The organism is Candidatus Omnitrophota bacterium (assembly GCA_028717245.1).
Taxonomy (GTDB): Bacteria; Omnitrophota; Gorgyraeia; order Gygaellales; family Profunditerraquicolaceae; genus JAGUYA01.
On the sequence record JAQUOD010000002.1, the window covers coordinates 244,050 to 264,866 of the forward strand.

A 20,817-nucleotide genomic window follows, 5' to 3' on the forward strand; every position below is an offset into this window, starting at 1 on the left:
CGCTTTAGGGTCATCCTGAGCGACCGGAGGGAGCAGAAGGATGATATTTTTTAAGCGCAACCGATACCTTAAATTAATCGAAGGCTTAAACGCCAAGATTACGGCGTTAAATGAAAAAATCCATAAATTAGAAAGCGAAAACAGCCAGATGCAGGCCATCTTAAGCAGCATGGCAGAGGGGGTTATCGCTGTTGATAAGGAATCAAGGATCCTTTCTATCAATCCCGCGATAGAGAAAATATTTAATATTATAAAGAAAGACGCCGGAGGGAAATTTTTTCTTGAGGTCATCCGCAATAACGACATTTCGGAAATTATAAATAACGTTCTAAAGAAAGGGGAATTTATATCAAAAGAACTAAATCTGGTCTGGCCCATCCAGAAAGTTTTTCAGATTAATGCTTCGCCTCTCTTTGAAAATGCTGCTGTAAACGGATGTTTAGTAGTCTTACACGATATTACCGAGATAAGGAAACTAGAGAAGATGCGCTCGGATTTTGTGGCAAACGTATCGCATGAACTCAAAACCCCGCTTACCTCCATAAAGGGTTTTGTGGAGACCCTTCTTGAGGGTGCGTTAGAAGACAAAAAGAATAGCCGTCATTTTTTAGAGATCATCCAGGAGCACGCCAACCGGCTGAATATCCTTATTAGAGACCTGCTGGATTTATCGTACCTTGAATCCCAAGAGGCGCAATTACATAAAGAAGAAATCAATCTTAAAGATTTGACCGACGACATCTTAGCCGGGTTTAAATCACAATTAAAAAAGGGCCCTATCAAAGCCGAGAATAACTTACCCGCTGGCTTATCAGTAAAAGCAGATAAAGATAAAATCGGGCAAGTCCTGACTAATCTTATTGATAATGCCATAAAGTTTAACCGCGAAAACGGCACAATCAAAATTTATGAGCAGGATTCAGCGGATAAAATAAAAATTGTTGTAGAAGACTCCGGTACCGGCATTCCCCCTAAAGATATCCCCCGTATTTTTGAGCGTTTTTACCGCGTAGATAAAGCGCGCTCGCGCGAACTCGGCGGCACGGGCCTGGGGCTATCCATCGTAAAGCATATTGTAGAATTACACGGCGGTTCAGTCGGCGTAGAAAGTACCGAAGGCTTAGGCTCCGGGTTCTTCTTTACCCTCCCCAAGTAAACCCTTTATTTAACCCCCCCCCAATAATTTTACCTACTTTTTACTTATCCTATAAGTTTATTTAACGCCCTTAGTTTATACTTCTTTTAGAAATCAAAAGAAAGGAGGTTAAATATTACTTGAGTTGAGTCTATTATATGCAGTTTGTATTTTAGGCGGTTTAAAGGAAAAGTATCATTCTAAAAAGGAGTATAACGATGAAGAAAGAAATTCTTGCGGCGGTTGGATTAAGCCTAATGATAGCCGGGCCGGTTTACGCTTACGATGACGGAGATTTTCAGCTATGGCATACCGAGAACCAGGAATTTAAGGCCAGCAAGGAATCAAAGGTAACCTTAGAAGAAGAATTCCGCTGGGGCGACGATGCCAGTGATTTCTATTATCAGCATTATGACGCGGGGTTTGTTTATAGTTTGAATAAGAGTTTGGACTTGGGGTTAAATTATCGGCAGGTTTATGAAAAGAAGGGTAGTAAATTTAAAGAAGAAAACCGGCCCCATATAAATGCTACCCTGAAGTGGGATTTAGCGGGATTCAAATTTGATGACCGTAACCGCTTTGAGTACAGGCATTTCAACTACCAGACAGATTACGGCCGCTACCGTAACAAGTTCAACGTAAAATTTCCCTGGAAATTTACCAAAATAGCAATCCAGCCGTATCTCGCGGATGAAATATTCTTAAACTTCAAATACAAGGCATTTAGCCGTAATCGGTTCTACGCTGGCTTTAGCATGGCTTTTACACAGAACGTTAAAGCAGAGGTCTATTATTTACTCCAAAGCAACAGGAGTTCGGATAGATGGACCGATGCCAATGCATTGGGTACGAAGCTAAAAATAGCCTTTTAATTTTTTCCGCTAAGGGCGGGATCCCGCCTTCTCTAAATAGCCTTACGGGAAAATTTTACACAGATTTTACATTATTCTCACACGGATATAATATGGATAAGATATCCTTTATTTAAAAATAGGGAGGAAATATGCTGAAAAAAATATTTATCATTTTATCCGTAATCATGTTCTTAAGGCCCGCCTTTGCTGCTATACAGAAAAATTCCATACAAATAAAAGGCTCTGATACGATGGTTAATTTAGGCCAGGCCTGGGCTGAAAAATATATGGAGAAAAACGCAGGCGATTTCGTGGCAATTACCGGGGGAGGTTCAGGCACAGGGTTCTCCAGCCTCATCAGTAATACCTGCGATATTGCCATGAGTTCAAGAAACATCAAAGAGAAGGAAATCGCTCTCGCTAAACAAAAAGGTATAAACCCGGATGAAATTAAGGTAGCGCTGGACGGTTTGGCAGTGGTAGTAAACCCGGCTAACCCGGTGAATAGGCTTACCACAGATCAGCTTGCCGGGATTTTTACCGGTAAAATTATCAACTGGAAAGATGTAGGCGGGCAAGAGAAGAAGATCGTCATCCTTTCGCGCGAGGTCAATTCCGGCACGCACGTTTATTTTAAAGAGCATGTTTTAAGAAGGAATGATCCGAATTCCAAAGAGGAGTTTTCCCCTGCCGCATTGTTATTATCTTCTTCGCAGGCCATTGCCGATGAAGTAGCGGGTAACCCCGCGGCAGTTGGTTATTACGGTATGGGTTATATCTCTAGCGGACAGAAAGCCATTGCAGTCGCAAAAGATGAGAAGTCCGGATATGTGGCGCCTACTATAGAAAATGTAATAAGCGGTAAATACCCGATATCCCGGCCGTTGTTTCTTTATACCAATGGGCGAGGAGAGGGGTTGGTTAAGAAGTTTATAGATTTCTGTCTTTCAGAAGAAGGCCAGGCAATTGTTTTGAAGACAGACTTCGTTCCTATAAGCAGGTAATCCGATAGGTATGCGTAAATTAAAAGAATTCATCCCCCTTCGCTAAAGCTTCGGGGGATTTCACTGAATAACAACATATTGTGTCCAATGCGTAAAATTAAGGAGTTCATTATCGAGAAGCTCATTCTACTCTGCGGCATTGCTTCAATATTTTTTGTGGTATTGATATTCCTGTTCCTGTTGAAAGAGGGGCTTGCGGTTTTTAAAACCGTAAGCCCTTTTCATTTTCTTTGCGGTAAAAACTGGTATCCCATTTCAGAGCCGGCGCAATTAGGGATACTCCCTTTGATACTTGGTTCGTTGTTGGTTACCTTTGGCGCTGCAATTATTTCTGTTCCGATTGGTGTCGCCTGCGCAGTTTATATCGCTGAGATAGCGCCCGTAAAAATTAAAGAGGCCCTTAAATCGGGGATCGAGTTGTTAGCTGCTATACCAAGCGTGGTCCTGGGATTCATCGGCATGGTGACGCTTGTGCCGTGGGTAAAGAATGTCTTTAATTTGCCTACCGGCCTGACTGCCTTATCCGGTTCAATAATGTTGGCATTTATGGCTATGCCTACGATAGTTTCTATCGCCGAAGATGCGCTTTATTCTATACCGAAAACTTATAAGGAAGGCGCCCTGGCATTAGGGGCAACGCAGTGGCAGGCAATATGGCGGGTGATGTTACCGGCGGCATCTTCAGGCATTCTGGCAGCGGTAATGCTGGGGATCGGCAGGGTTATCGGCGAAACTATGGCAGTGATGATGATTACGGGAAATGCCGCAGTTATCCCGCAGAGTATTTTAGCCCCGGTGAGGACTTTAACTGCTACCATTGCCGCTGAGATGGGTGAGGCGGTAGTGGGGAGTGAACATTATTTTGCTTTATTTGCTATTGGCATAGTTTTATTTATCATCAGTTTTGCCATTAACGTAACCGCAGATTTAGCTCTACATAGAAGGCAAGAATGAGGAACTCCCATAGAGTACAAAATATCGCCTTTTTCTTTTTATTCCTGGCAACCCTTTTAATAGTCGTGCCTGTGGGGTTAATTATAGTCATTATTATTCAAAAAGGCCTGCCTGCTATAAGCTGGCAGTTCCTTTCGGATATACCGCGCCAGGGTATGCGTAGCGGAGGGATATTCCCGGCAATCGTAGGCACAATATATTTAGTTTTGGGCGCGATTATCTTTGCCCTGCCCGTTGGATTGCTGGCAGCTATATATTTAAGCGAATACGCCAAAGATAATCTTCTCACCCGGATGATTAAGCTGGCGATTGTTAATTTAGCAGGTGTGCCTTCGGTGGTTTACGGCCTTTTTGGCCTGGCGTTATTCGTAGTCTTCTTTAAATTCGGGGTCTCGGTTCTTTCGGGTTCATTGACCTTGGGGATTATGATCCTGCCGATAATTATCACCACTTCGCGCGAGGCCCTAGAAAGCGTTCCGCATTCTTTCCGTGAAGTAAGTTTATCCTTGGGTGCTAGTAAATGGCAGACCATCAGGCACATTGTTTTACCTAATGCCATCCCCGGCATATTAACCGGGACCATCCTGGGCTTGGGCAGGGCTGCCGGTGAGACTGCGCCTATTCTTTTTACCGTGGCAGCTTTTTATCTGCCGCAACTACCAAAGTCTATTTTTGAGCAAGCCATGGCGTTACCTTATCACCTGTATGTTATTTCAACTCAAGTGCCTAATGTGGATGAGAAGGTAAGATATGGCACTGCCCTGGTTTTGTTAACCCTGGTTCTGCTTATGAATCTACTTGCGATAATTATACGTTATCAATTCAGAAAGAAAAAGAGATGGTAAAGCTTGAGATACACGACCTCAATATATGGTTTGGTTCATTGCACGCCATAAAACAGGCGAACATGGAGATCCAATCTAATGAGATCCTGAGTATAATAGGGCCGGCGAATAGCGGTAAGACTACTCTCTTAAGGGCTTTGAACCGCCTGAATGATCTTAATGCGAATTATAGGATGGACGGGGCAGTAGAATTTGAAAGAGAGGATATCCGCAGGTTCGATATAGAATTATTGCGCCGTAAAATAGGTATGGTATTCGCCTTGCCATTACCGCTTCCTTTATCCATATTTGACAATGTGGCATATGGGATAAGGATGCACGGGGAAAGAAATAAGAAAAGGCTGGAAGAAAAAGTCCGGGAGGCATTACGGCAGGCGTATCTTTTTGAAGAAGTGAAAGGGAGGCTGGATGAGTCAGCCTTTAAACTTTCGGGAGGCCAACAGCAGCGCCTGTGTATTGCAAGGACACTGGCAGTTGAACCTGAGATAATCTTGTTTGATGAACCATGCTCGGGCCTTGACCCTATTTCTACGGCGAAAGTAGAAGACGCTATGATTAAACTAAAAGAGAAATATACCATAATCCTGGTGACTAATAACGTTAAACAGGCAGCGAGAGTAGGAAATAGAACGGCATTTTTCTTAAACGGCGAGCTTATTGAAATAGATAAGACCGAAAGAATTTTTACTGCTCCTTCTGATAAGAGGACCGAGGGTTATATTTTAGGAAAGTTCGGATAATGAGGGCGTAAAGTGTAAAGCGCCTGCCTGCCGGCAGGCAGGAAAAGCGTAGAACTAAAACGCAAAGTTTAAAACATTTTTAAGTTTTACACTTCAACTTTACGCCTTGCGCTTTGAGTTTTACGTTAAAATATATGTACAAAATAGTCACTAAAAATCTGAATCTCTGGTATAGCGGGTTTCATGCTTTAAAGAATGTAGACTCGGTATTTAAGGAAGATAAGATTACAGCTATTATCGGTCCTTCGGGCTGTGGAAAATCAACTCTGCTCAGGGTTTTTAACCGGATGAATGATTTGATTGAAGGCGTACGTACTTCAGGCGAAGTTTTAATTGATGGCACAGATATTATTGATTCTCCCGCTATTGTTCCTAATACGCTTGCCGGATCCCGCCAAAAGCGGGAAAAAATAGATTTGGTTGTCCTGCGCAAGAAAGTGGGCATGGTATTCCAGAGGCCTAACCCTTTTCCTCTCTCAATTTACGAGAACATTGTTTTTGGAGAGAGAATTCACGCTGACTCTATCAGCAGGGATAAATTAGATGAAATTGTAGAGGAGAGTTTAAGGTCAGTCCTCTTGTGGAAGGAATTAAAAGATAAGCTCCGTAAGCCGGCATTAGGGTTATCATTAGAACAGAAGCAGAGGCTTTGTATTGCCCGCCTCATAGCCGTTAAACCCGGCATATTATTGATGGATGAACCCTGTTCTGCCCTGGACCCCCAGGCTACCGCCAGGATCGAAGAATTAATGCGTGAGCTTAGGAATAATTATACTATAATAATAGTTACCCATAATATGCAGCAGGCAGCGCGCGTTTCTGATGAAACGGGGTTTATGCTTTTAGGCGAATTGATAGAGTCCGGCAGGACCGAAGATATTTTTACCAATCCCAAAGACAGGCGCACCGAGGATTATATTACGGGGAGGTACGGATAATCCCTCGCCGCAATTTGTAATAGATGGTGGCTCGGGATGAAATTCCAGATAATAAAAGAAAGGGGAAATTTCAATGGAAAGGTACTTTGACGAAGAATTAAAAGAATTACGCGAAGAAATCTTAAGGATGGGCGTTTTGACTCAGGAGGCAATCTACAAGTCCATAGAGGCCTTAAAAAATCGTGATAAAAATGAGGCCCAGGAAGTCATTGATAAAGACGCTAAGATAGACGGGCTGGAGCTTCTGGTTGATGAGCGCTGCATTGACCTGATTGCCCGGCATCAGCCTATGGCCGGAGACTTGAGGTTTATTACTACCGGTATGAAAATAAATGCTGAACTTGAACGGATGGCGGATTTGGCCGTTGATATCGCCCAGCGGGTGATAGAACTGGTAGATAAGCCGTTATTAAAACCGTTACTTGATATACCTAAATTATCCGGTATCGCCCAGAATATGGTATGTGATTCTATAGACGCCTTTTTAAAAAAGGACGCAGAACTCGCCAAGAAAGTGGTACTTTCCGATTCAGAGGCGGATAGATTACGCGATTTAGTCCAGGGCGAATTGATTAATGACTATATGGCGCATGATGCCAAAACCGTAGACCGCGCAGTGCCGTTGTTATTAATCGCCCGTTATCTGGAGCGCATATGCGACCACGCTACTAATATTGCCGAAGATGTTATTTATCTGGCTAAAGGGCAAGTAGTAAAACATCATCCTGAAGAGTTAAACTAGAATTCTCTCCCTTTACTTATCCTGCCTTAAGTGTTATAATTCAACTAATAAAATTTACTAAACCAATACGGATAAATGTATCTGTTATTAGTTTCGTTTGCCATATTAATGGGCCTTGCCGTAGGCTGGTCAATCGGCGCTAATGATGCCGCCAATTCCCTGGGCACGGCAGTCGGCTCAAAAGTCCTCACCCTAAAGCAGGCGATTATTTTAATTACCATATTCGGTTTCCTGGGTGCTTTCTTGCAGGGGTCTTATGTTACCAAGACCATCGGCAAGGGTATTGTGCCGATGGCTGAGTTAGGTAAGAACTTAGCGCTCTATTTAGCGTTAGTATCTACCTTTGCTGCTTGCGCCTGGGTGGTGCTGGCGACATACTGGAAGATGCCCATTTCTACCAGCCACTCTATCGTGGGCGCAGTCGCAGGCGCGGGCCTGGCAATAGGCGCGCCGATTAGATGGAAAGTACTTTTAGATATATTTATCTGCTGGGTTTTTACTCCTGTAGGCGCAGCTATCTTAGGTTATATTTTCTACCGGATTTTTAAAAATATTTTTTACCGGATTATCCCCCGCAAATATATAAAGATAACCATGGCAGCGTTGATTACCGTGAGCGGTTGTTATGTGGCTTATTCCTGGGGGGCAAATGATGTGGCTAACGCTACAGGCGTGATGGTAGGCGCGGGAATATTATCGCCGCATATCAGCGTAATGTTAGGGGGCGTTGCGATTGTCTTAGGTATTGTTACCTGGGGATATAAAGTTATCGAGACCATAGGCACGCAGATAACCCGCCTTTTACCGATTATGGCTTTTTCGGTGCAGTTAGCCAGCGCCATCAACGTGCATATTTACACGGTTTTCGGCATACCGGTTTCTACCAGCCACTCTATCGTGGGCGCTATTTTCGGGGTAGGGTTAGTCAGGGGTGTGCGGGTTTTAAATGTCCGCATTATGCGCGAGATAATCATCTGTTGGCTGGCGACGCCTTTTATTTCCGGTATCATTAGTTTTCTAGTGCTTAAAGGGATAATGGTTTTTGTAAAAATAGGAGGTTAAAGATGAAAGAGATAAGAAATATACTAGGTTGGTTAGGCATGGCAGAGGAACAGTCCATATTACTGGATGCCCAGAAGCACGTTGAAGAAACTTACAAGACCGTGGCGTATTTCTCCGACGCGGTTGAGGCTTTTATCCAGGGGGATTTAGCCGCTAAGGCAAAAGCCATAGAGAGCGTCAGGGAGAGTGAGCATCAGGCAGATATATTAAGGTCAAAGATGGTGGATGAACTTTCCGAAGGGCTCCTGCTTCCGCCGGATAGGGAAGACCTGATGCATTTCGTCAAAGGCCTGGATAAAATTGCCGACTGGACCAACGGCGCAGCCAGGATCCTGGGGTTCATTGAGCAGAAACTACCGGAAAATATCTTAGGCAATATCTCCTCAGCCACAGCGTTAATCTTTGCTTCCATCTCCAAACTAAAAGAGGCTATTCAGTCTATCAGCAAGAATGATCTGAAGAAGGCGCTTGAAGATTGCCAGGCTGTGGACCACATTGAACATGACGCTGATGACCAGAAAAAGCTCCTCATTGAGACAATCATCCATGCCAAGCTTGAGCCGGCTACGCTTTTATTGTGCTACCAGTTAGCCGAATACTTAGAAGGGGTAACGGATAAAATAGAAGACGCAGCGGATTTCATCAAGGTCTTGGCCATTAAGTCAAAATAAGATAGGGACGGTTCTTTAAGCCAAAGCAAGAAGTGCCCCTTTTTAGGGACACTTCTCCGATTGTATTGAGAACCGTCCCTAATGTTTTCTTGACCCTGTATTCTTTAAATGATATAATTCAAGCCATATGAAAAAGAAGATTATTTCCTGGCTGAAAAAGCAATTAAAAGATTCAGGCGCAAAGGGTATGGTGATGGGCCTTTCCGGCGGCCTGGATTCAGCAGTAGTAGCGGCCTTGGCAAAAGAAGCAGTCGGTAAGAAGGGGGTTTTGGCCCTGCTTTTACCTTGTCATAGCCAGGCGCAGGATTTAAAAGACGCGCGCTTGGTGGCTAAGTGGATGGGCATTAAGACTAAGACCATTGACCTGACTAAGGTATACGATAATCTGTGGAAAATCCTGCCTCAGGCAGGCGGGCTGCCCTTAGCGAATCTGAGGCCGCGTTTACGCATGACAATTTTATATTATTTTGCCAATAAATTTAATTATCTGGTTTGCGGCACAGGGAATAAATCGGAACTTGCGGCGGGGTACTTTACAAAATACGGAGATGGCGGCGTAGATATATTACCCATAGGGGATTTATTAAAGACACAGGTGAGGAAATTAGCCGGGGAATTCGGGATTCCTCTGTCTATAATCAGTAAACCGCCTACTGCAGGGCTTTGGCCCGGCCAGACTGACGAAGGCGAAATGGGCATAACCTACCCGGAATTAGACGATATATTAGAGCGCCTTGAGCATAAAAGAAGACAGGCGCTTCCGGCAAGTAAAGTGAATAAGGTCCAAGATATGGTTAAACGTTCCCAACATAAGAGGCAGGGGCCTCGTATATGCTATGTTTAGAGCTAAGTTAGTGTCATTGTGTCAAGTATCAATGTATCAAAGAAAAAGCTTAAAAGATAACACTTTGACACTATGACACTTTGATACCCTGATACTATGTAACTTTTAAAATGGAGGCGAAAATGGATGAGATATTAGAGATATTACAGAAGGACGCGCGCACCACGGCGGAAGATATTGCCAAGATGCTCAAAAAGAGTCCTCAGAAAATAAAGGAAGCCATAAAGAAATATGAGAAAGAAGGGGTGATATTAAAGTATAAGACAGTAATTAACAGAGAGTTAATCAAGGATACGAATTCCGAGGTCCGCGCCCTGATAGAAGTCAATATTGCCCCGCAGAAAGACGTAGGTTTTGATAAGGTTGCCGAACGGATATATTCGTTTCCCGAAGTTTCCAGTTGTTATCTGATTTCCGGCACCTATGATTTATTATTGATTGTCGAAGGCCCTGACCTGCATACTGTTTCCCGATTTATAGCGGAAAAACTGGCTCCATTAGAGAATATCAAGGGGACAACCACGCATTTCCTCTTAAAAAAATACAAGGAAGACGGCGTGATTTTAAAACATAGAGAAGAGAATAAAAGAATAGCAATATCGTATTAGTTTATTGAGTTTATAGAGTTCGTTGAGTTTGTTGAGTTTTGGGTTTAACTCAATAACACAATAAACTCAAGTAACGCAATAACGAAAATGATTTCCCAAAAAGTCAAAAATATGCAGCCTTCCGGCATCCGGGCATTCTTTGATTTGGTGCTCGGGATGAAGGATGTGATCTCTTTGGGGGTGGGGGAGCCGGATTTTGTGACTCCCTGGCAGATCCGCGAAGCAGGCATATATTCTTTGGAGGAGGGTTTTACCTCCTATACCTCCAACAAAGGGCTCTATAAATTAAGACTAAGCGTAAGCCGTTATCTGAAAAACCGGTATGGCCTCAACTATTGCCCTGACGAAGAAATCCTGATTACCGTGGGGGTAAGCGAGGCTTTTGATCTGGCTTTGCGGGCAATCATCAACCCGGGAGATAAAATTTTAATCCCCAGTCCTTGTTACGTTTCTTACGGCCCGCTTACGGAATTAGCCGGCGGGCTGCCCGTCTATATAGATACTCAAGGCGGAGGGTTTAAACTTACGCCCCGGGCTTTGGAAAAATCTATCGATAAAAAAACTAAAGGCATAATCCTGAACTATCCCGTAAACCCCACGGGTGTTTCCTATACAAAAAAAGAATTAGAGGAGATTAAAAAGGTTATCCTTAAAAATAAATTGTTCTGTATATCCGATGAGATTTACGCGGACCTGACCTATGATTTTGAGCATACACCGTTTCCTACCCTATCCGGGGCAAAAGAAAATACGCTTTATCTAAGCGGTTTCTCCAAAAGTTACGCCATGACCGGATGGAGGGTAGGTTATGCCTGCGGGCCGAAGGATATCATCGCTGCTATGACTAAAATTCATCAGTACACTATTATGTGCGTCTCCATCACCAGCCAGATGGCTGCCTGCGAGGCGCTGCAGACAGGCAGGAAATCCGTAGAAGAAATGAAACGCGAATACAAGAGGCGCAGGGAATTTATCTGCGAGGGTTTAAATAAGCTGGGATTAGGCTGCCGCAAGCCCGACGGCGCATTCTATGTATTCACCTCCATAAAGAAGACAGGCCTGGATTGCCTGGCTTTCGCAGAGAGGCTGCTTAAAGAACAAAAAGTAGCGGTAGTCCCGGGGACGGCTTTTGGAGAGCACTATAAAGATTATGTCCGTATATCCTATGCCTCCAGTTTTGATAACCTCAAAGAGGCGCTTTTGCGGTTGGATAATTTTTTAAAAAAGATAGGGAGATAATAAAATGAGACCCAAGACAAAATCAGAATTAATGAAATTAGTAAAAGAACAAAAAGTGAGGTACATCAGGTTGTGGTTTACCGATGTATTGGGATTCCTCAAAGGTTTTACCATAACCGTGGATGAACTGCCGCGGGCCTTAGGGGATGGCATGGGTTTTGACGGCTCCTCTATCGAGGGGTTTGCCCGCATAGAAGAATCAGACATGATCGCCCGGCCCGATATCTCTACCTTTGCTATTTTGCCCTGGGAGTCAAAGGAGCAGCCGGTAGCGAGGATGTTTTGCGATATCTACATGCCCGACGGTAAACCTTTTGTCGGCGATCCCCGCTATGTCTTAAAAAGGAATTTGGATAAGGCTAAGAAGATGGGGTTTACCTATTATGTGGGGCCGGAACTGGAATATTTTTATTTTAATAACCCCAAGAATGCCATTGTTTTGGATAGGGGCGGATATTTTGATTTAACACCCTTAGATGTGGCCCAGGGCGTAAGGAATGAAACTGTGAGCGCCTTAGAGGATTTAGGTATCATTGTGGAATACAGCCATCATGAAGTAGCTTCCAGCCAGCATGAGATTGACTTAAGATACTCCGATGCCCTGTCTATGGCGGATAATGTGATGACCTACCGGCTGGTAGCTAAGGAGATTGCTCAAGGTAAGGGCCTGCATGCTTCGTTTATGCCTAAGCCGATTTACGGGATAAACGGTTCGGGTATGCATACGCACCAGTCATTATTCTCCGCCAAAGGCGGATCCGCCTCCGGCGGAAAGGGCGAAACTAATGCCTTTTTTGAAAAAAAAGATAAGTTCCATCTTTCTGAAATTGCTAAACAATTTATCGGCGGATTGCTAAAATATAGCACGGAGATAACCTCCATAACCAGCCAGTGGGTCAATTCTTACAAGCGCCTGGTGCCCGGATACGAAGCTCCGGTTTATATCTGCTGGGCGCAGATGAACCGTTCAGCTTTAATCAGGGTGCCGATGTATAAGCCCGGGAAAGAGAAATCTACGCGCATAGAATACCGTTCTCCCGATCCGGCGTGTAACCCTTATTTGGCTTTTTCCGTGATGTTAGCGGCAGGCCTTGAGGGCATTGAAAAAAAATGCGCCTTACCGGAACCGGCCAATGACAATATTTATCATATGACTGACGAACAGAGGGAGCGTGCCAAGATTAAGTCTTTGCCGGAAGACCTTCTTGAGGCAATCAAGATCACGGAGAAATCGGAATTAGTGAAGAAGGCATTAGGCGAGGAGCTTTTTCATTTCTTTATCCGCAACAAAAAATTAGAATGGGATGAATATAAGCAGCAGGTTACCCAATACGAAATAGACAAATACCTGCCTATACTGTAATGCCAAAGGCGAAAAAGAGCGAAAATTACAAAATTTATCTGAAGCAGATTGAGGCCCTGGCCAAGGTAGCCAACCTGATCACTTCCGGGCTCTATTTAGAGGAACTCCTGCGTTTAGTGGTCCAGGTTACCGCCGAAATAATGAATTCCAAAATTTCCTCTCTTATGCTCTTTGACCCGTTCAAGAAAGAATTGGTGGTCAGGGCTACGCAATCTATTTCTGAGGCCTACAATAAAAAACCCAATGTCAAATTAGGAGAAGGTATTGCCGGTATAGTTGCGCGGGATAATAAGGCTATCTGTGTATTAGATGTCAAAGAAGATGAGCGCTATCTAAATAGAGATATTGCCGTAAAAGAGGGGCTCTGTTCTTTGGCCAGCGTCCCTTTAGCAGTAAAGGCCAGGGTGATAGGCGTACTGAATTGCTATACCTCCAGAAAACATAAATTTACCAAGCCCGAGTTAGATGTCTTGACTGCTTTGGCTAATCAGGCAGCCGTGGCCATTGAAAACGCGGAATTAGACCTGCGGGCGCGCAGCGCCGAAGAGGCGTTAACCACGCGTAAACTTATTGAGCGGGCCAAAGATATTCTTTCGCAGGAAGCAAAGGTCTTGCCCTCTGAGGCTTATCGCTTAATCCAGAAACAGAGCATGGATAGCCGTAAATCCATGCGCGAAATTGCCGAGGCCATAATTCTGGCTAAAGATGTAAAAGAACCAAAACTCAAATGATTTAATGCAAAGTCTGCCTTCAATTTCAAACCTCTACGATCCTCCTTTAAGAACGGCATAAGATGCCTGAAGAAAATTTAAAAGAATACCTGATTAAAACCCCCGCGCAAGATAAATGGAAAAGAATCGGCACGCAAAAGAGGGCAGGCATATTAGCCCCTTTGTTTTGCGTTTATTCTAAAAAGAGCGCGGGTATAGGCGAATTCAGGGATTTAAAACTCTTGATAGATTGGGCGAAATTAACCGGTAATTCCATTATTCAGCTTTTGCCCTTGAATGAAGTCGGCCCTCTTTTTTGCCCCTATGATTCCTTAAGTTCTTTTGCCCTTGAACCGGCATACCTGTCTTTAGAGGTTATTCTCAGCAGAAATAAAAATTCTTTCAGAACAAAAATTAATCAACTTAAAGAGGAATTCCCGGCAGGCAGGCCATATCTGGATTACCGTATCAAAAAGAGGAAAATAGGGTTACTCCGGGAGATATTCCTTGCCGGAGAAGAGCCCGCTTCCAAAGACTTAGAAAAATTCAGGCGGGATAATGATTATTGGATTGATGATTTCGTTCTATTTAAAGCCCTTAAGGATTATCATGGGGGTAAGCCCTGGTATGAATGGGAGGCGCGCTATAAAGACCGCGATGTCGCGGCCCTTAAGGAATTCTTCGAAGCGCACTCTAAGGAAATTACTTTTCAAATCTGGCTGCAGTGGCAGGCATCTAAGCAGTTTAAAGAGGTAAGAAAATACGCCGAGGTGAAAAAAATCCTGTTAAAAGGGGACCTGCCTTTTCTTGTTTCCAGGGATAGCGCGGATGTCTGGCAACACCGGCGATTTTTTAAATTAGGGTTTGCCGCAGGCGCTCCGCCGGATATGTATTGCGCTAAGGGCCAGCGCTGGGGTGTACCTACCTATAATTGGGATGAGGTAGCCGCAGATGATTACAGGTATTTAAAAGAGAAACTTAAATTCGCCCAGCAATTTTATGACATATTGCGCATAGACCATGTCGTGGGCTTATTCCGTATCTGGAGTATCCCTTATCAGGAGCCTTTAGAGAACCAGGGCCTAAACGGTTTTTTTGACTTGCCTGATGAGAATAAATGGGAGCAACAGGGCAGAAATATTTTATCGGTTATGCTCAATAATACCAGGATGCTTTTATGCGCGGAAGATTTAGGGATAATACCCGATATGTGTAAAAAGACATTAAGAGAATTAGGCATACCCGGTAATGATGTCCAACGCTGGACTAAAGATTGGAAGATAAAGCACGATTTTCTCCTGCCGCAGGATTACCGTGTTCTTTCCGTGGCCATGCTCTCTACCCATGATACGACTAACTGGGCTGCCTGGTGGGAGAACGAAGCCGGGACAGTGGATGCGGAACTCTTTAAAAGGAAATGCGCTGAGCGTGGGGTAGATTATAACTCTGTAAAAGATAAATTATTTGATTTGGCGCGTTCGGGGCACGCTAGATTACGCTGGTTAGATAGTATCAATTCAAGCGATATTCTGACAGCCGTTCTAGGCAAAAAGAGAGAGGAAATCGGGGATTTTATAGATATCTATGATAATACTTACCGTGAAAAAGAAAAACTCTTTCAACGTTTGGGTTTACCCGGGCCGATGCCGGATAAGGTAGGTGCGGATATTATCAAAGCCGCGTTAAAAATAACCCTTGGCTCAAGCGCGATATTCTGCATAGAGTTGATACTAGACTGGATGTATCTAGCCGGCATACTTAAGGGAGAACCCTATCAATACCGCATAAACACACCCGGCACAATCAGCGTAAAGAACTGGTCTCTGGTTATTCCTCTGCCGCTTGAAGATTTAATCAAACATAAGGTTACGAAAGAGATCAGGAGTATGGTTATCGTTTCCCGCAGGTAGAAAAATTATTTGACAAAATTTATTTTGCTGATATTATGTATGATAATATTCAATTTGTGAGAAAGACAATGGTGTCTTTCCTTTTATAAAAGGGGAGGCGCCATTTTATTTTTATGTTCCTTGCCTGAAAATTAAGCAGTATCTGGATAAAACATAATCAAAAGGAGGGAAAATGTCTAAGAAAATCGAAGAGTTTATGGCAGGAGTAACTGCAAGAGATTCCGGCCAGCCGGAATTCCATCAGGCAGTGCGGGAGGTGGCAGAATCAGTGATGCCTTTTATTGAAAAGAACCCCAAATATGAAAAAGCCAAAGTTTTAGAGAGGATGGTAGAGCCGGAGCGCGTAATTATGTTCCGCGTGCCCTGGTTAGATGATAGGGGCGAGATTCAGGTGAACAGAGGCTACCGTATTGAAATGAATAGCGCTATCGGCCCTTATAAAGGCGGCCTGCGTTTTCATCCCAGCGTAAACTTGAGTATTTTGAAATTTTTGGCATTTGAACAGGTCTTTAAGAATAGCCTGACTACTTTACCTATGGGCGGTGGAAAAGGCGGCTCTGACTTCGACCCTAAGGGTAAATCCGATAACGAAGTAATGAGGTTCTGCCAGAGTTTTATGACCGAACTTTTTAGGCATATCGGAGCGGATACGGATGTGCCTGCCGGCGATATCGGCGTGGGCGGCCGCGAGATCGGATTCCTGTTCGGGCAATACAAAAGGTTACGTAACGAGTTTACCGGCGTGCTTACCGGCAAGGGCCTGAGCTGGGGCGGAAGCCTTATTCGCCCTGAGGCTACTGGTTATGGCTGCGTTTATTTTGTCCAGGAGATGCTTAAGACAAAGGGAGAGTCTCTAAAAGGAAAGGTCTGCGCTGTTTCCGGTTCCGGTAATGTTGCCCAATACACTGTGGAAAAACTGATTGATTTAGGGGCAAAGGTAGTAACACTCTCTGATTCCAATGGTTACATTCAGGATAAGGGCGGAATCGACAAAAAGGAATTGGCCTGTATTATGGAACTGAAGAATGTTAAGCGCGGCCGCATCAAAGAATGCGCCAAGGAGTTTAAGTGCGAATATTTTGAAGGCAAGAAACCCTGGGCTGTAAAATGCGACGTAGCTTTCCCCTGCGCTACCCAGAATGAGATTGATGAGAACGATGCCAAGATGCTGGTGAAGAATGGCTGTATTGCCGTTGGCGAGGGCGCAAATATGCCGACTACTCCGGAAGGAGTGGAGGTATTTCAAAAGGCCAAGATTTTATATGCTCCGGGCAAAGCGTCTAATGCCGGAGGTGTGGCAACTTCTGGCCTGGAGATGACCCAGAACAGCATGCGTTTATCCTGGGGGCGTGAAGAAGTGGATAGCAGGCTGCACGATATTATGATTGCTATCCATGAACAGTGCGTTAAATATGGTAAAGAAACCAGCTACATCGACTACGTAAAGGGCGCAAATATCGCCGGGTTTGTAAAAGTAGCTGATGCTATGCTCGAGCAGGGGTTGGTATAAGTATAGCGGCCTGTCTTGGCTTGCTTTAAATGAATCTGTCAATTTTCTCGCTCAAGTCGGTTTTGCCCTATCGGGCACGCCAAAGGTCTTTCGTGAACTCGGCAGCTGCGGAACTCGCCCGTCGGCTTTCGCCAGGACGGGCTCAAACATCCTCGCTGTCCGAATGCTTCCGCGTTCGGATTCCCTCGTTCACTCAAGCTGCTTTGGCTAAAACCTCCATTTGCTCGAAAACCGCCAGATTCATTTGTTGTAAATTGACATATTTATTTTTAGCGGGTGGCGCGGGGATGCCTCGAGGAAAATTTGACGAGAGGCACCCCGTGACAGGACCCGCTACCTCATAAGATAGAAATGCGAGAAAGCAAGACAAGGCAGCCGCTAAGAGTGTTATTGAGTCATTTACAAATTTCAATCTGCGTATTATAATATAGATGATAATGATAAGGAGTATATGGTTAAGAGAGTAGGTTTTGATAATGAGAAGTACCTCAAAGAGCAGACTGCCGCGATTTCAGATAGGGTAAAAAAGTTCGATAATAAATTATATCTGGAATTTGGCGGAAAGCTCTGTTTTGATTATCACGCCGCGCGCGTCCTGCCCGGATATGACCCCAATGTCAAAATAAGGCTATTGCAGTTATTAAAGGATAAAATAGATATTGTCCTGTGTATCTATGCCGGAGACATTGAGAAAGGAAGGGTAAGGGGGGATTTCGGGATAACTTACGATGTTGCTACTTTAAAGTTAATCGATGATTTGAGAAAATGGGGGCTGGATATTGTTGCGGTGGTAATCACGCGTTTTACCAACCAGCCCACGGCAGTTATCTTTAAGAATAAATTAGAACGCCGGGGCGTAAAGGTCTATCTGCATTACCCTATAGAAGGATATCCTGCCAATATAGATTTAGTGACTAGCGAGGAGGGTTTCGGTAAAAACGAATATATAGAAACCCAAAAGCCGATTGTTATAGTAACCGGCCCGGGCCCGGGGAGCGGGAAACTGGCTACCTGCCTCTCGCAGTTATACCAGGAGCACAAGCGCAGGGTAAACGCCGGCTACGCAAAATTTGAAACTTTTCCTATTTGGAATATCCCGCTCAAACATCCGGTTAACGTTGCCTATGAAGCAGCCACCGCCGACATACAGGATTTTAATTTAGTAGATCCTTTTCATCTGAATACTTATAGCGAAACCGCTATAAATTATAACCGTGACGTAGAGAGTTTTCCTATACTGAAATTGATCCTGGGCAAGATTTTCGATAAAGGCGCGCAGGTACCTATGTATAATTCGCCTACGGATATGGGGGTTAACCGTGCGGGTTTCGGTATTGTGGATGATGCCATAGTGCAGGAGGCGGCAAAACAGGAATTAATCCGCAGGTATTTCAGGTATAACTCAGAATATGTTTTGGGCATAGAAAAGAAAGAGACAGTAGACAGGGTGATGCTTTTGATGGAAGAGCTAGGCGTTAAGATTACGGACCGCTCTGTCGTAGAACCGGCCAGGGTTGCTGCTGAAGAGGCAGAAGCCAAAGCTCAGGGCAATGCCGGCATATATTGCGGGGCTGCCATAGAGTTAAAAGACGGCCGGATTATCACCGGTAAAAATTCCCACCTGATGCATGCTGCTTCAAGCCTGATATTGAACGCCACAAAGGTCCTGGCCAATATTCCCGACGAAATACTCCTGCTTTCTCCGCATATCATAAACCAGATCTCCAAGTTAAAAGAAGGGATCTTAAATGCCGAATCCGAGAGTTTGGATTTAGAGGAGACTTTAATTGCCCTCTCCATCAGCGCCACCACCAACCATACCGCAGAATTAGCCATGAAAAAGCTGGTAGAATTAAAAGGCTGCGAAGTGCACACAACGCACATCCCTACCCCCGGAGATGAGGTCGGCTTAAAAAGGTTAGGCGTGAACTTGACTACCGACGGTAAATTTTCGTCCCGTAATCTCTTCGTAACTTAATAGCTAAAATCGGGAATATCAAAAGTGCCTATAACCATAAAATTTTTAGGCGGAGTAAGGACCGTTACGGGCTCAAGCCACTTAGCCTCAACAGATAAGGCCGAGGTCCTTATTGATGCCGGGCTCTTCCATGGGCATCGCGATGCCTTTTATCGGGTGAATACTACTTTCAACTATAATCCGCGCAAAATAAATGCCCTGGTTTTATCCCACGCCCACATTGACCATTGCGGCAACATACCCAGCTTGATAAAGCAGGGCCTGCGCTGCAGGATATATACTACATCTGCTACCCGGGATTTAGCCAGGTTGATGCTGGAAGATTCAGGCAAAATCCAGGAAGAAGATGTCCGTTATGTCAATAAAATCAATAAAAGGCTGGGGTTGCCTTTACGCAAACCTCTTTACACCCGCAAAGAAGCATTAAAAGCCATGTCCAGATTCAGGGCCATTTCTTATGCGCAAAAATTTTGCGTGGCAGGAGATATCTTTGTTACTTTTTATGACGCCGGGCACATTTTAGGTTCAAGCATTATCGTCCTGGATATAAAAGACGGCGCAAAGGCCGTGAGGTTAGGTTATGCCGTGGACTTAGGCAGGAAGAATTTGCCTTTGCTTAATGACCCGGTAGTGCCGCCGGGGTTAGATTATTTGATTCTGGAGAGCACTTACGGCGGCAGGCTCCATGCGCCCATAGAGCAGGCAAGGGCCAGGCTCAAAGATGCGATTAACGGCACTGTGGGGCGTAAAGGAAAAATCCTTATTCCCGCCTTTACCCTTGAACGCACGCAAGAAGTCATCTATTTTTTAAACGAACTCTTAAAAGAGAAAGCTATAGCGCCTATACCCGTGTATGTGGATAGCCCTCTGGCCCTGGGTATAACCGATTTATTCAAATACCACTCTTCTTACCTGAATGAACAGACCCGTCAGGATATGCGTCAGGGTAATAATCCCTTTGAATTCCTGAACCTTAAATTTATCCGCGACCAGAATGAATCAAAGGCATTGAATAACGATAAGCGGCCGATGATTATCATTGCCGGTTCGGGTATGTGCGAATCCGGGAGGATCCTGCACCACTTAAAGAACAATATCGAGGATTCCCGCAATACCATTTTGGTCGTAGGTTATATGGCAGCCGATACCCTGGGTAAAAAAATTGTAGATAAGGCGCGTTTTGTGCATATATTCGGGGTGGAATATGAACTCAATGCCGAGGTGATAGTCATTAATGCCTTCTCCGGCCATGCCGATAAAAACGGGTTAGTGGATTTTGTTTCGCGCTGCCTTCCTTTAAAGCGGATATTTTTAGTCCACGCTGACCCCGGCCAATCTCAGGCCCTATTTGAGATACTTACCCAACAGGGGCTGGCTGCTTATCTTCCCGAAAAGAACGAAGAAATCTTGCTTAATTAAGGATTGTGTGGTAATATTAGCGGAATTAAATAGGAGGACACAATGGCAGGCGGAAAATCAACGCCCAAGAAAGATAAGGCGCTTAAGGTATCCGGAGGAAAAATAGTCAAGACAGGCGAAATCCTGGCCAGGGGAATTAATACTTATAAGGCAGGCCAGAACGTCAGGGGAAGGGGTACACTTTTTGCCCTCTGCCCGGGGAAAATTCATTTTACGAAAAAAAAGACCAGTCACGGCAGGCCCCGGACCTTTATCAATATCATGCCGGTTAACGAAAAATCCGTTAAATAG

20 protein-coding genes are annotated in these 20,817 nt (G+C 44.4%); all 20 read left to right on the forward strand.

Features of this window, described 5'->3' with window-relative positions:
- The first annotated feature begins 40 nt into the window (after window positions 1–40).
- The 20 genes from PHV44_02215 to PHV44_02310 all read left to right on the forward strand — a co-directional run bounded on the left by PHV44_02215 (window position 41) and on the right by PHV44_02310 (window position 20,817).
- Window positions 41–1,156 (forward strand): ATP-binding protein, encoded by a 1,116-nt coding sequence (locus PHV44_02215; protein MDD5592098.1) that lies wholly within the window; start codon window positions 41–43, stop codon window positions 1,154–1,156.
- Window positions 1,157–1,353: 197 nt separating this feature from the next.
- On the forward strand, window positions 1,354–2,007 hold the full coding sequence (locus tag PHV44_02220) for a DUF2490 domain-containing protein (GenBank protein ID MDD5592099.1): 654 nt from the start codon (window positions 1,354–1,356) through the stop codon (window positions 2,005–2,007).
- A gap of 131 nt (window positions 2,008–2,138) precedes the next feature.
- Window positions 2,139–2,993: a phosphate ABC transporter substrate-binding protein gene (locus PHV44_02225; GenBank protein ID MDD5592100.1), complete on the forward strand. Its 855-nt coding sequence runs from the start codon at window positions 2,139–2,141 to the stop codon at window positions 2,991–2,993.
- An 87-nt stretch (window positions 2,994–3,080) separates the two neighbouring features.
- On the forward strand, window positions 3,081–3,947 hold the full coding sequence (gene pstC, locus PHV44_02230; GenBank protein ID MDD5592101.1) for a phosphate ABC transporter permease subunit PstC: 867 nt from the start codon (window positions 3,081–3,083) through the stop codon (window positions 3,945–3,947).
- Window positions 3,944–4,792 (forward strand): phosphate ABC transporter permease PstA, encoded by an 849-nt coding sequence (gene pstA, locus PHV44_02235; GenBank protein ID MDD5592102.1) that lies wholly within the window; start codon window positions 3,944–3,946, stop codon window positions 4,790–4,792. The genes pstC and pstA overlap by 4 nt, the downstream gene beginning before the upstream one ends.
- Window positions 4,786–5,532, forward strand: a complete 747-nt coding sequence (locus PHV44_02240) for a phosphate ABC transporter ATP-binding protein (protein ID MDD5592103.1) — start codon at window positions 4,786–4,788, stop codon at window positions 5,530–5,532. Before pstA ends, PHV44_02240 begins: the two co-directional genes overlap by 7 nt.
- A 134-nt stretch (window positions 5,533–5,666) precedes the next feature.
- Window positions 5,667–6,470: a phosphate ABC transporter ATP-binding protein PstB gene (gene pstB / locus PHV44_02245; GenBank protein MDD5592104.1), complete on the forward strand. Its 804-nt coding sequence runs from the start codon at window positions 5,667–5,669 to the stop codon at window positions 6,468–6,470.
- Between the two features lie 73 nt (window positions 6,471–6,543).
- A complete protein-coding gene (gene phoU / locus PHV44_02250; GenBank protein MDD5592105.1) occupies window positions 6,544–7,212 on the forward strand; it encodes a phosphate signaling complex protein PhoU in 669 nt (222 codons plus the stop codon).
- Between the two features lie 75 nt (window positions 7,213–7,287).
- Complete coding sequence (locus PHV44_02255; GenBank protein ID MDD5592106.1) at window positions 7,288–8,274, forward strand: inorganic phosphate transporter; 987 nt, start codon at window positions 7,288–7,290, stop codon at window positions 8,272–8,274.
- Window positions 8,275–8,276: 2 nt separating this feature from the next.
- Complete coding sequence (locus tag PHV44_02260; protein ID MDD5592107.1) at window positions 8,277–8,945, forward strand: DUF47 family protein; 669 nt, start codon at window positions 8,277–8,279, stop codon at window positions 8,943–8,945.
- Between the two features lie 127 nt (window positions 8,946–9,072).
- A complete protein-coding gene (locus tag PHV44_02265) occupies window positions 9,073–9,789 on the forward strand; it encodes an NAD+ synthase (GenBank protein ID MDD5592108.1) in 717 nt (238 codons plus the stop codon).
- 122 nt (window positions 9,790–9,911) lie between these two features.
- On the forward strand, window positions 9,912–10,397 hold the full coding sequence (locus tag PHV44_02270; GenBank protein MDD5592109.1) for an Lrp/AsnC family transcriptional regulator: 486 nt from the start codon (window positions 9,912–9,914) through the stop codon (window positions 10,395–10,397).
- A gap of 87 nt (window positions 10,398–10,484) precedes the next feature.
- Window positions 10,485–11,636 carry an aminotransferase class I/II-fold pyridoxal phosphate-dependent enzyme gene (locus PHV44_02275; protein ID MDD5592110.1) on the forward strand — a complete coding sequence of 384 codons (1,152 nt, stop codon included), beginning with the start codon at window positions 10,485–10,487 and terminating at the stop codon, window positions 11,634–11,636.
- Between the two features lie 4 nt (window positions 11,637–11,640).
- The gene (locus PHV44_02280; protein ID MDD5592111.1) at window positions 11,641–12,999 is read left to right on the forward strand and encodes a glutamine synthetase family protein; all 1,359 of its coding nucleotides are present in this window, start codon (window positions 11,641–11,643) and stop codon (window positions 12,997–12,999) included.
- Window positions 12,999–13,730 (forward strand): GAF and ANTAR domain-containing protein, encoded by a 732-nt coding sequence (locus PHV44_02285; GenBank protein ID MDD5592112.1) that lies wholly within the window; start codon window positions 12,999–13,001, stop codon window positions 13,728–13,730. The genes PHV44_02280 and PHV44_02285 overlap by 1 nt, the downstream gene beginning before the upstream one ends.
- A gap of 62 nt (window positions 13,731–13,792) precedes the next feature.
- Window positions 13,793–15,619, forward strand: a complete 1,827-nt coding sequence (gene malQ / locus PHV44_02290; GenBank protein MDD5592113.1) for a 4-alpha-glucanotransferase — start codon at window positions 13,793–13,795, stop codon at window positions 15,617–15,619.
- Between the two features lie 172 nt (window positions 15,620–15,791).
- The gene (gdhA, locus tag PHV44_02295; protein MDD5592114.1) at window positions 15,792–17,129 is read left to right on the forward strand and encodes an NADP-specific glutamate dehydrogenase; all 1,338 of its coding nucleotides are present in this window, start codon (window positions 15,792–15,794) and stop codon (window positions 17,127–17,129) included.
- A gap of 451 nt (window positions 17,130–17,580) precedes the next feature.
- Complete coding sequence (locus PHV44_02300; protein MDD5592115.1) at window positions 17,581–19,107, forward strand: DUF1846 domain-containing protein; 1,527 nt, start codon at window positions 17,581–17,583, stop codon at window positions 19,105–19,107.
- Between the two features lie 24 nt (window positions 19,108–19,131).
- Complete coding sequence (locus PHV44_02305) at window positions 19,132–20,526, forward strand: MBL fold metallo-hydrolase (GenBank protein ID MDD5592116.1); 1,395 nt, start codon at window positions 19,132–19,134, stop codon at window positions 20,524–20,526.
- 42 nt (window positions 20,527–20,568) lie between these two features.
- Window positions 20,569–20,817 (forward strand): 50S ribosomal protein L27, encoded by a 249-nt coding sequence (locus PHV44_02310; protein ID MDD5592117.1) that lies wholly within the window; start codon window positions 20,569–20,571, stop codon window positions 20,815–20,817.

Bases quoted from the DNA above. Each gene is read 5' to 3' on its own strand.
- PHV44_02265 (MDD5592108.1), top strand. From the start codon at position 9,073: ATGAAAAAGAAGATTATTTCCTGGCTGAAAAAGCAATTAAAAGATTCA.
- PHV44_02310 (MDD5592117.1), top strand. From the start codon at position 20,569: ATGGCAGGCGGAAAATCAACGCCCAAGAAAGATAAGGCGCTTAAGGTA.
- phoU (MDD5592105.1), top strand. From the start codon at position 6,544: ATGGAAAGGTACTTTGACGAAGAATTAAAAGAATTACGCGAAGAAATC.
- PHV44_02280 (MDD5592111.1), top strand. From the start codon at position 11,641: ATGAGACCCAAGACAAAATCAGAATTAATGAAATTAGTAAAAGAACAA.
- PHV44_02255 (MDD5592106.1), top strand. From the start codon at position 7,288: ATGTATCTGTTATTAGTTTCGTTTGCCATATTAATGGGCCTTGCCGTA.
- gdhA (MDD5592114.1), top strand. From the start codon at position 15,792: ATGTCTAAGAAAATCGAAGAGTTTATGGCAGGAGTAACTGCAAGAGAT.
- PHV44_02275 (MDD5592110.1), top strand. From the start codon at position 10,485: ATGATTTCCCAAAAAGTCAAAAATATGCAGCCTTCCGGCATCCGGGCA.
- PHV44_02220 (MDD5592099.1), top strand. From the start codon at position 1,354: ATGAAGAAAGAAATTCTTGCGGCGGTTGGATTAAGCCTAATGATAGCC.
- PHV44_02285 (MDD5592112.1), top strand. From the start codon at position 12,999: ATGCCAAAGGCGAAAAAGAGCGAAAATTACAAAATTTATCTGAAGCAG.
- PHV44_02300 (MDD5592115.1), top strand. From the start codon at position 17,581: ATGGTTAAGAGAGTAGGTTTTGATAATGAGAAGTACCTCAAAGAGCAG.
- pstB (MDD5592104.1), top strand. From the start codon at position 5,667: ATGTACAAAATAGTCACTAAAAATCTGAATCTCTGGTATAGCGGGTTT.
- PHV44_02225 (MDD5592100.1), top strand. From the start codon at position 2,139: ATGCTGAAAAAAATATTTATCATTTTATCCGTAATCATGTTCTTAAGG.
- PHV44_02240 (MDD5592103.1), top strand. From the start codon at position 4,786: ATGGTAAAGCTTGAGATACACGACCTCAATATATGGTTTGGTTCATTG.
- pstC (MDD5592101.1), top strand. From the start codon at position 3,081: ATGCGTAAAATTAAGGAGTTCATTATCGAGAAGCTCATTCTACTCTGC.
- PHV44_02215 (MDD5592098.1), top strand. From the start codon at position 41: ATGATATTTTTTAAGCGCAACCGATACCTTAAATTAATCGAAGGCTTA.
- PHV44_02260 (MDD5592107.1), top strand. From the start codon at position 8,277: ATGAAAGAGATAAGAAATATACTAGGTTGGTTAGGCATGGCAGAGGAA.
- malQ (MDD5592113.1), top strand. From the start codon at position 13,793: ATGCCTGAAGAAAATTTAAAAGAATACCTGATTAAAACCCCCGCGCAA.
- pstA (MDD5592102.1), top strand. From the start codon at position 3,944: ATGAGGAACTCCCATAGAGTACAAAATATCGCCTTTTTCTTTTTATTC.
- PHV44_02270 (MDD5592109.1), top strand. From the start codon at position 9,912: ATGGATGAGATATTAGAGATATTACAGAAGGACGCGCGCACCACGGCG.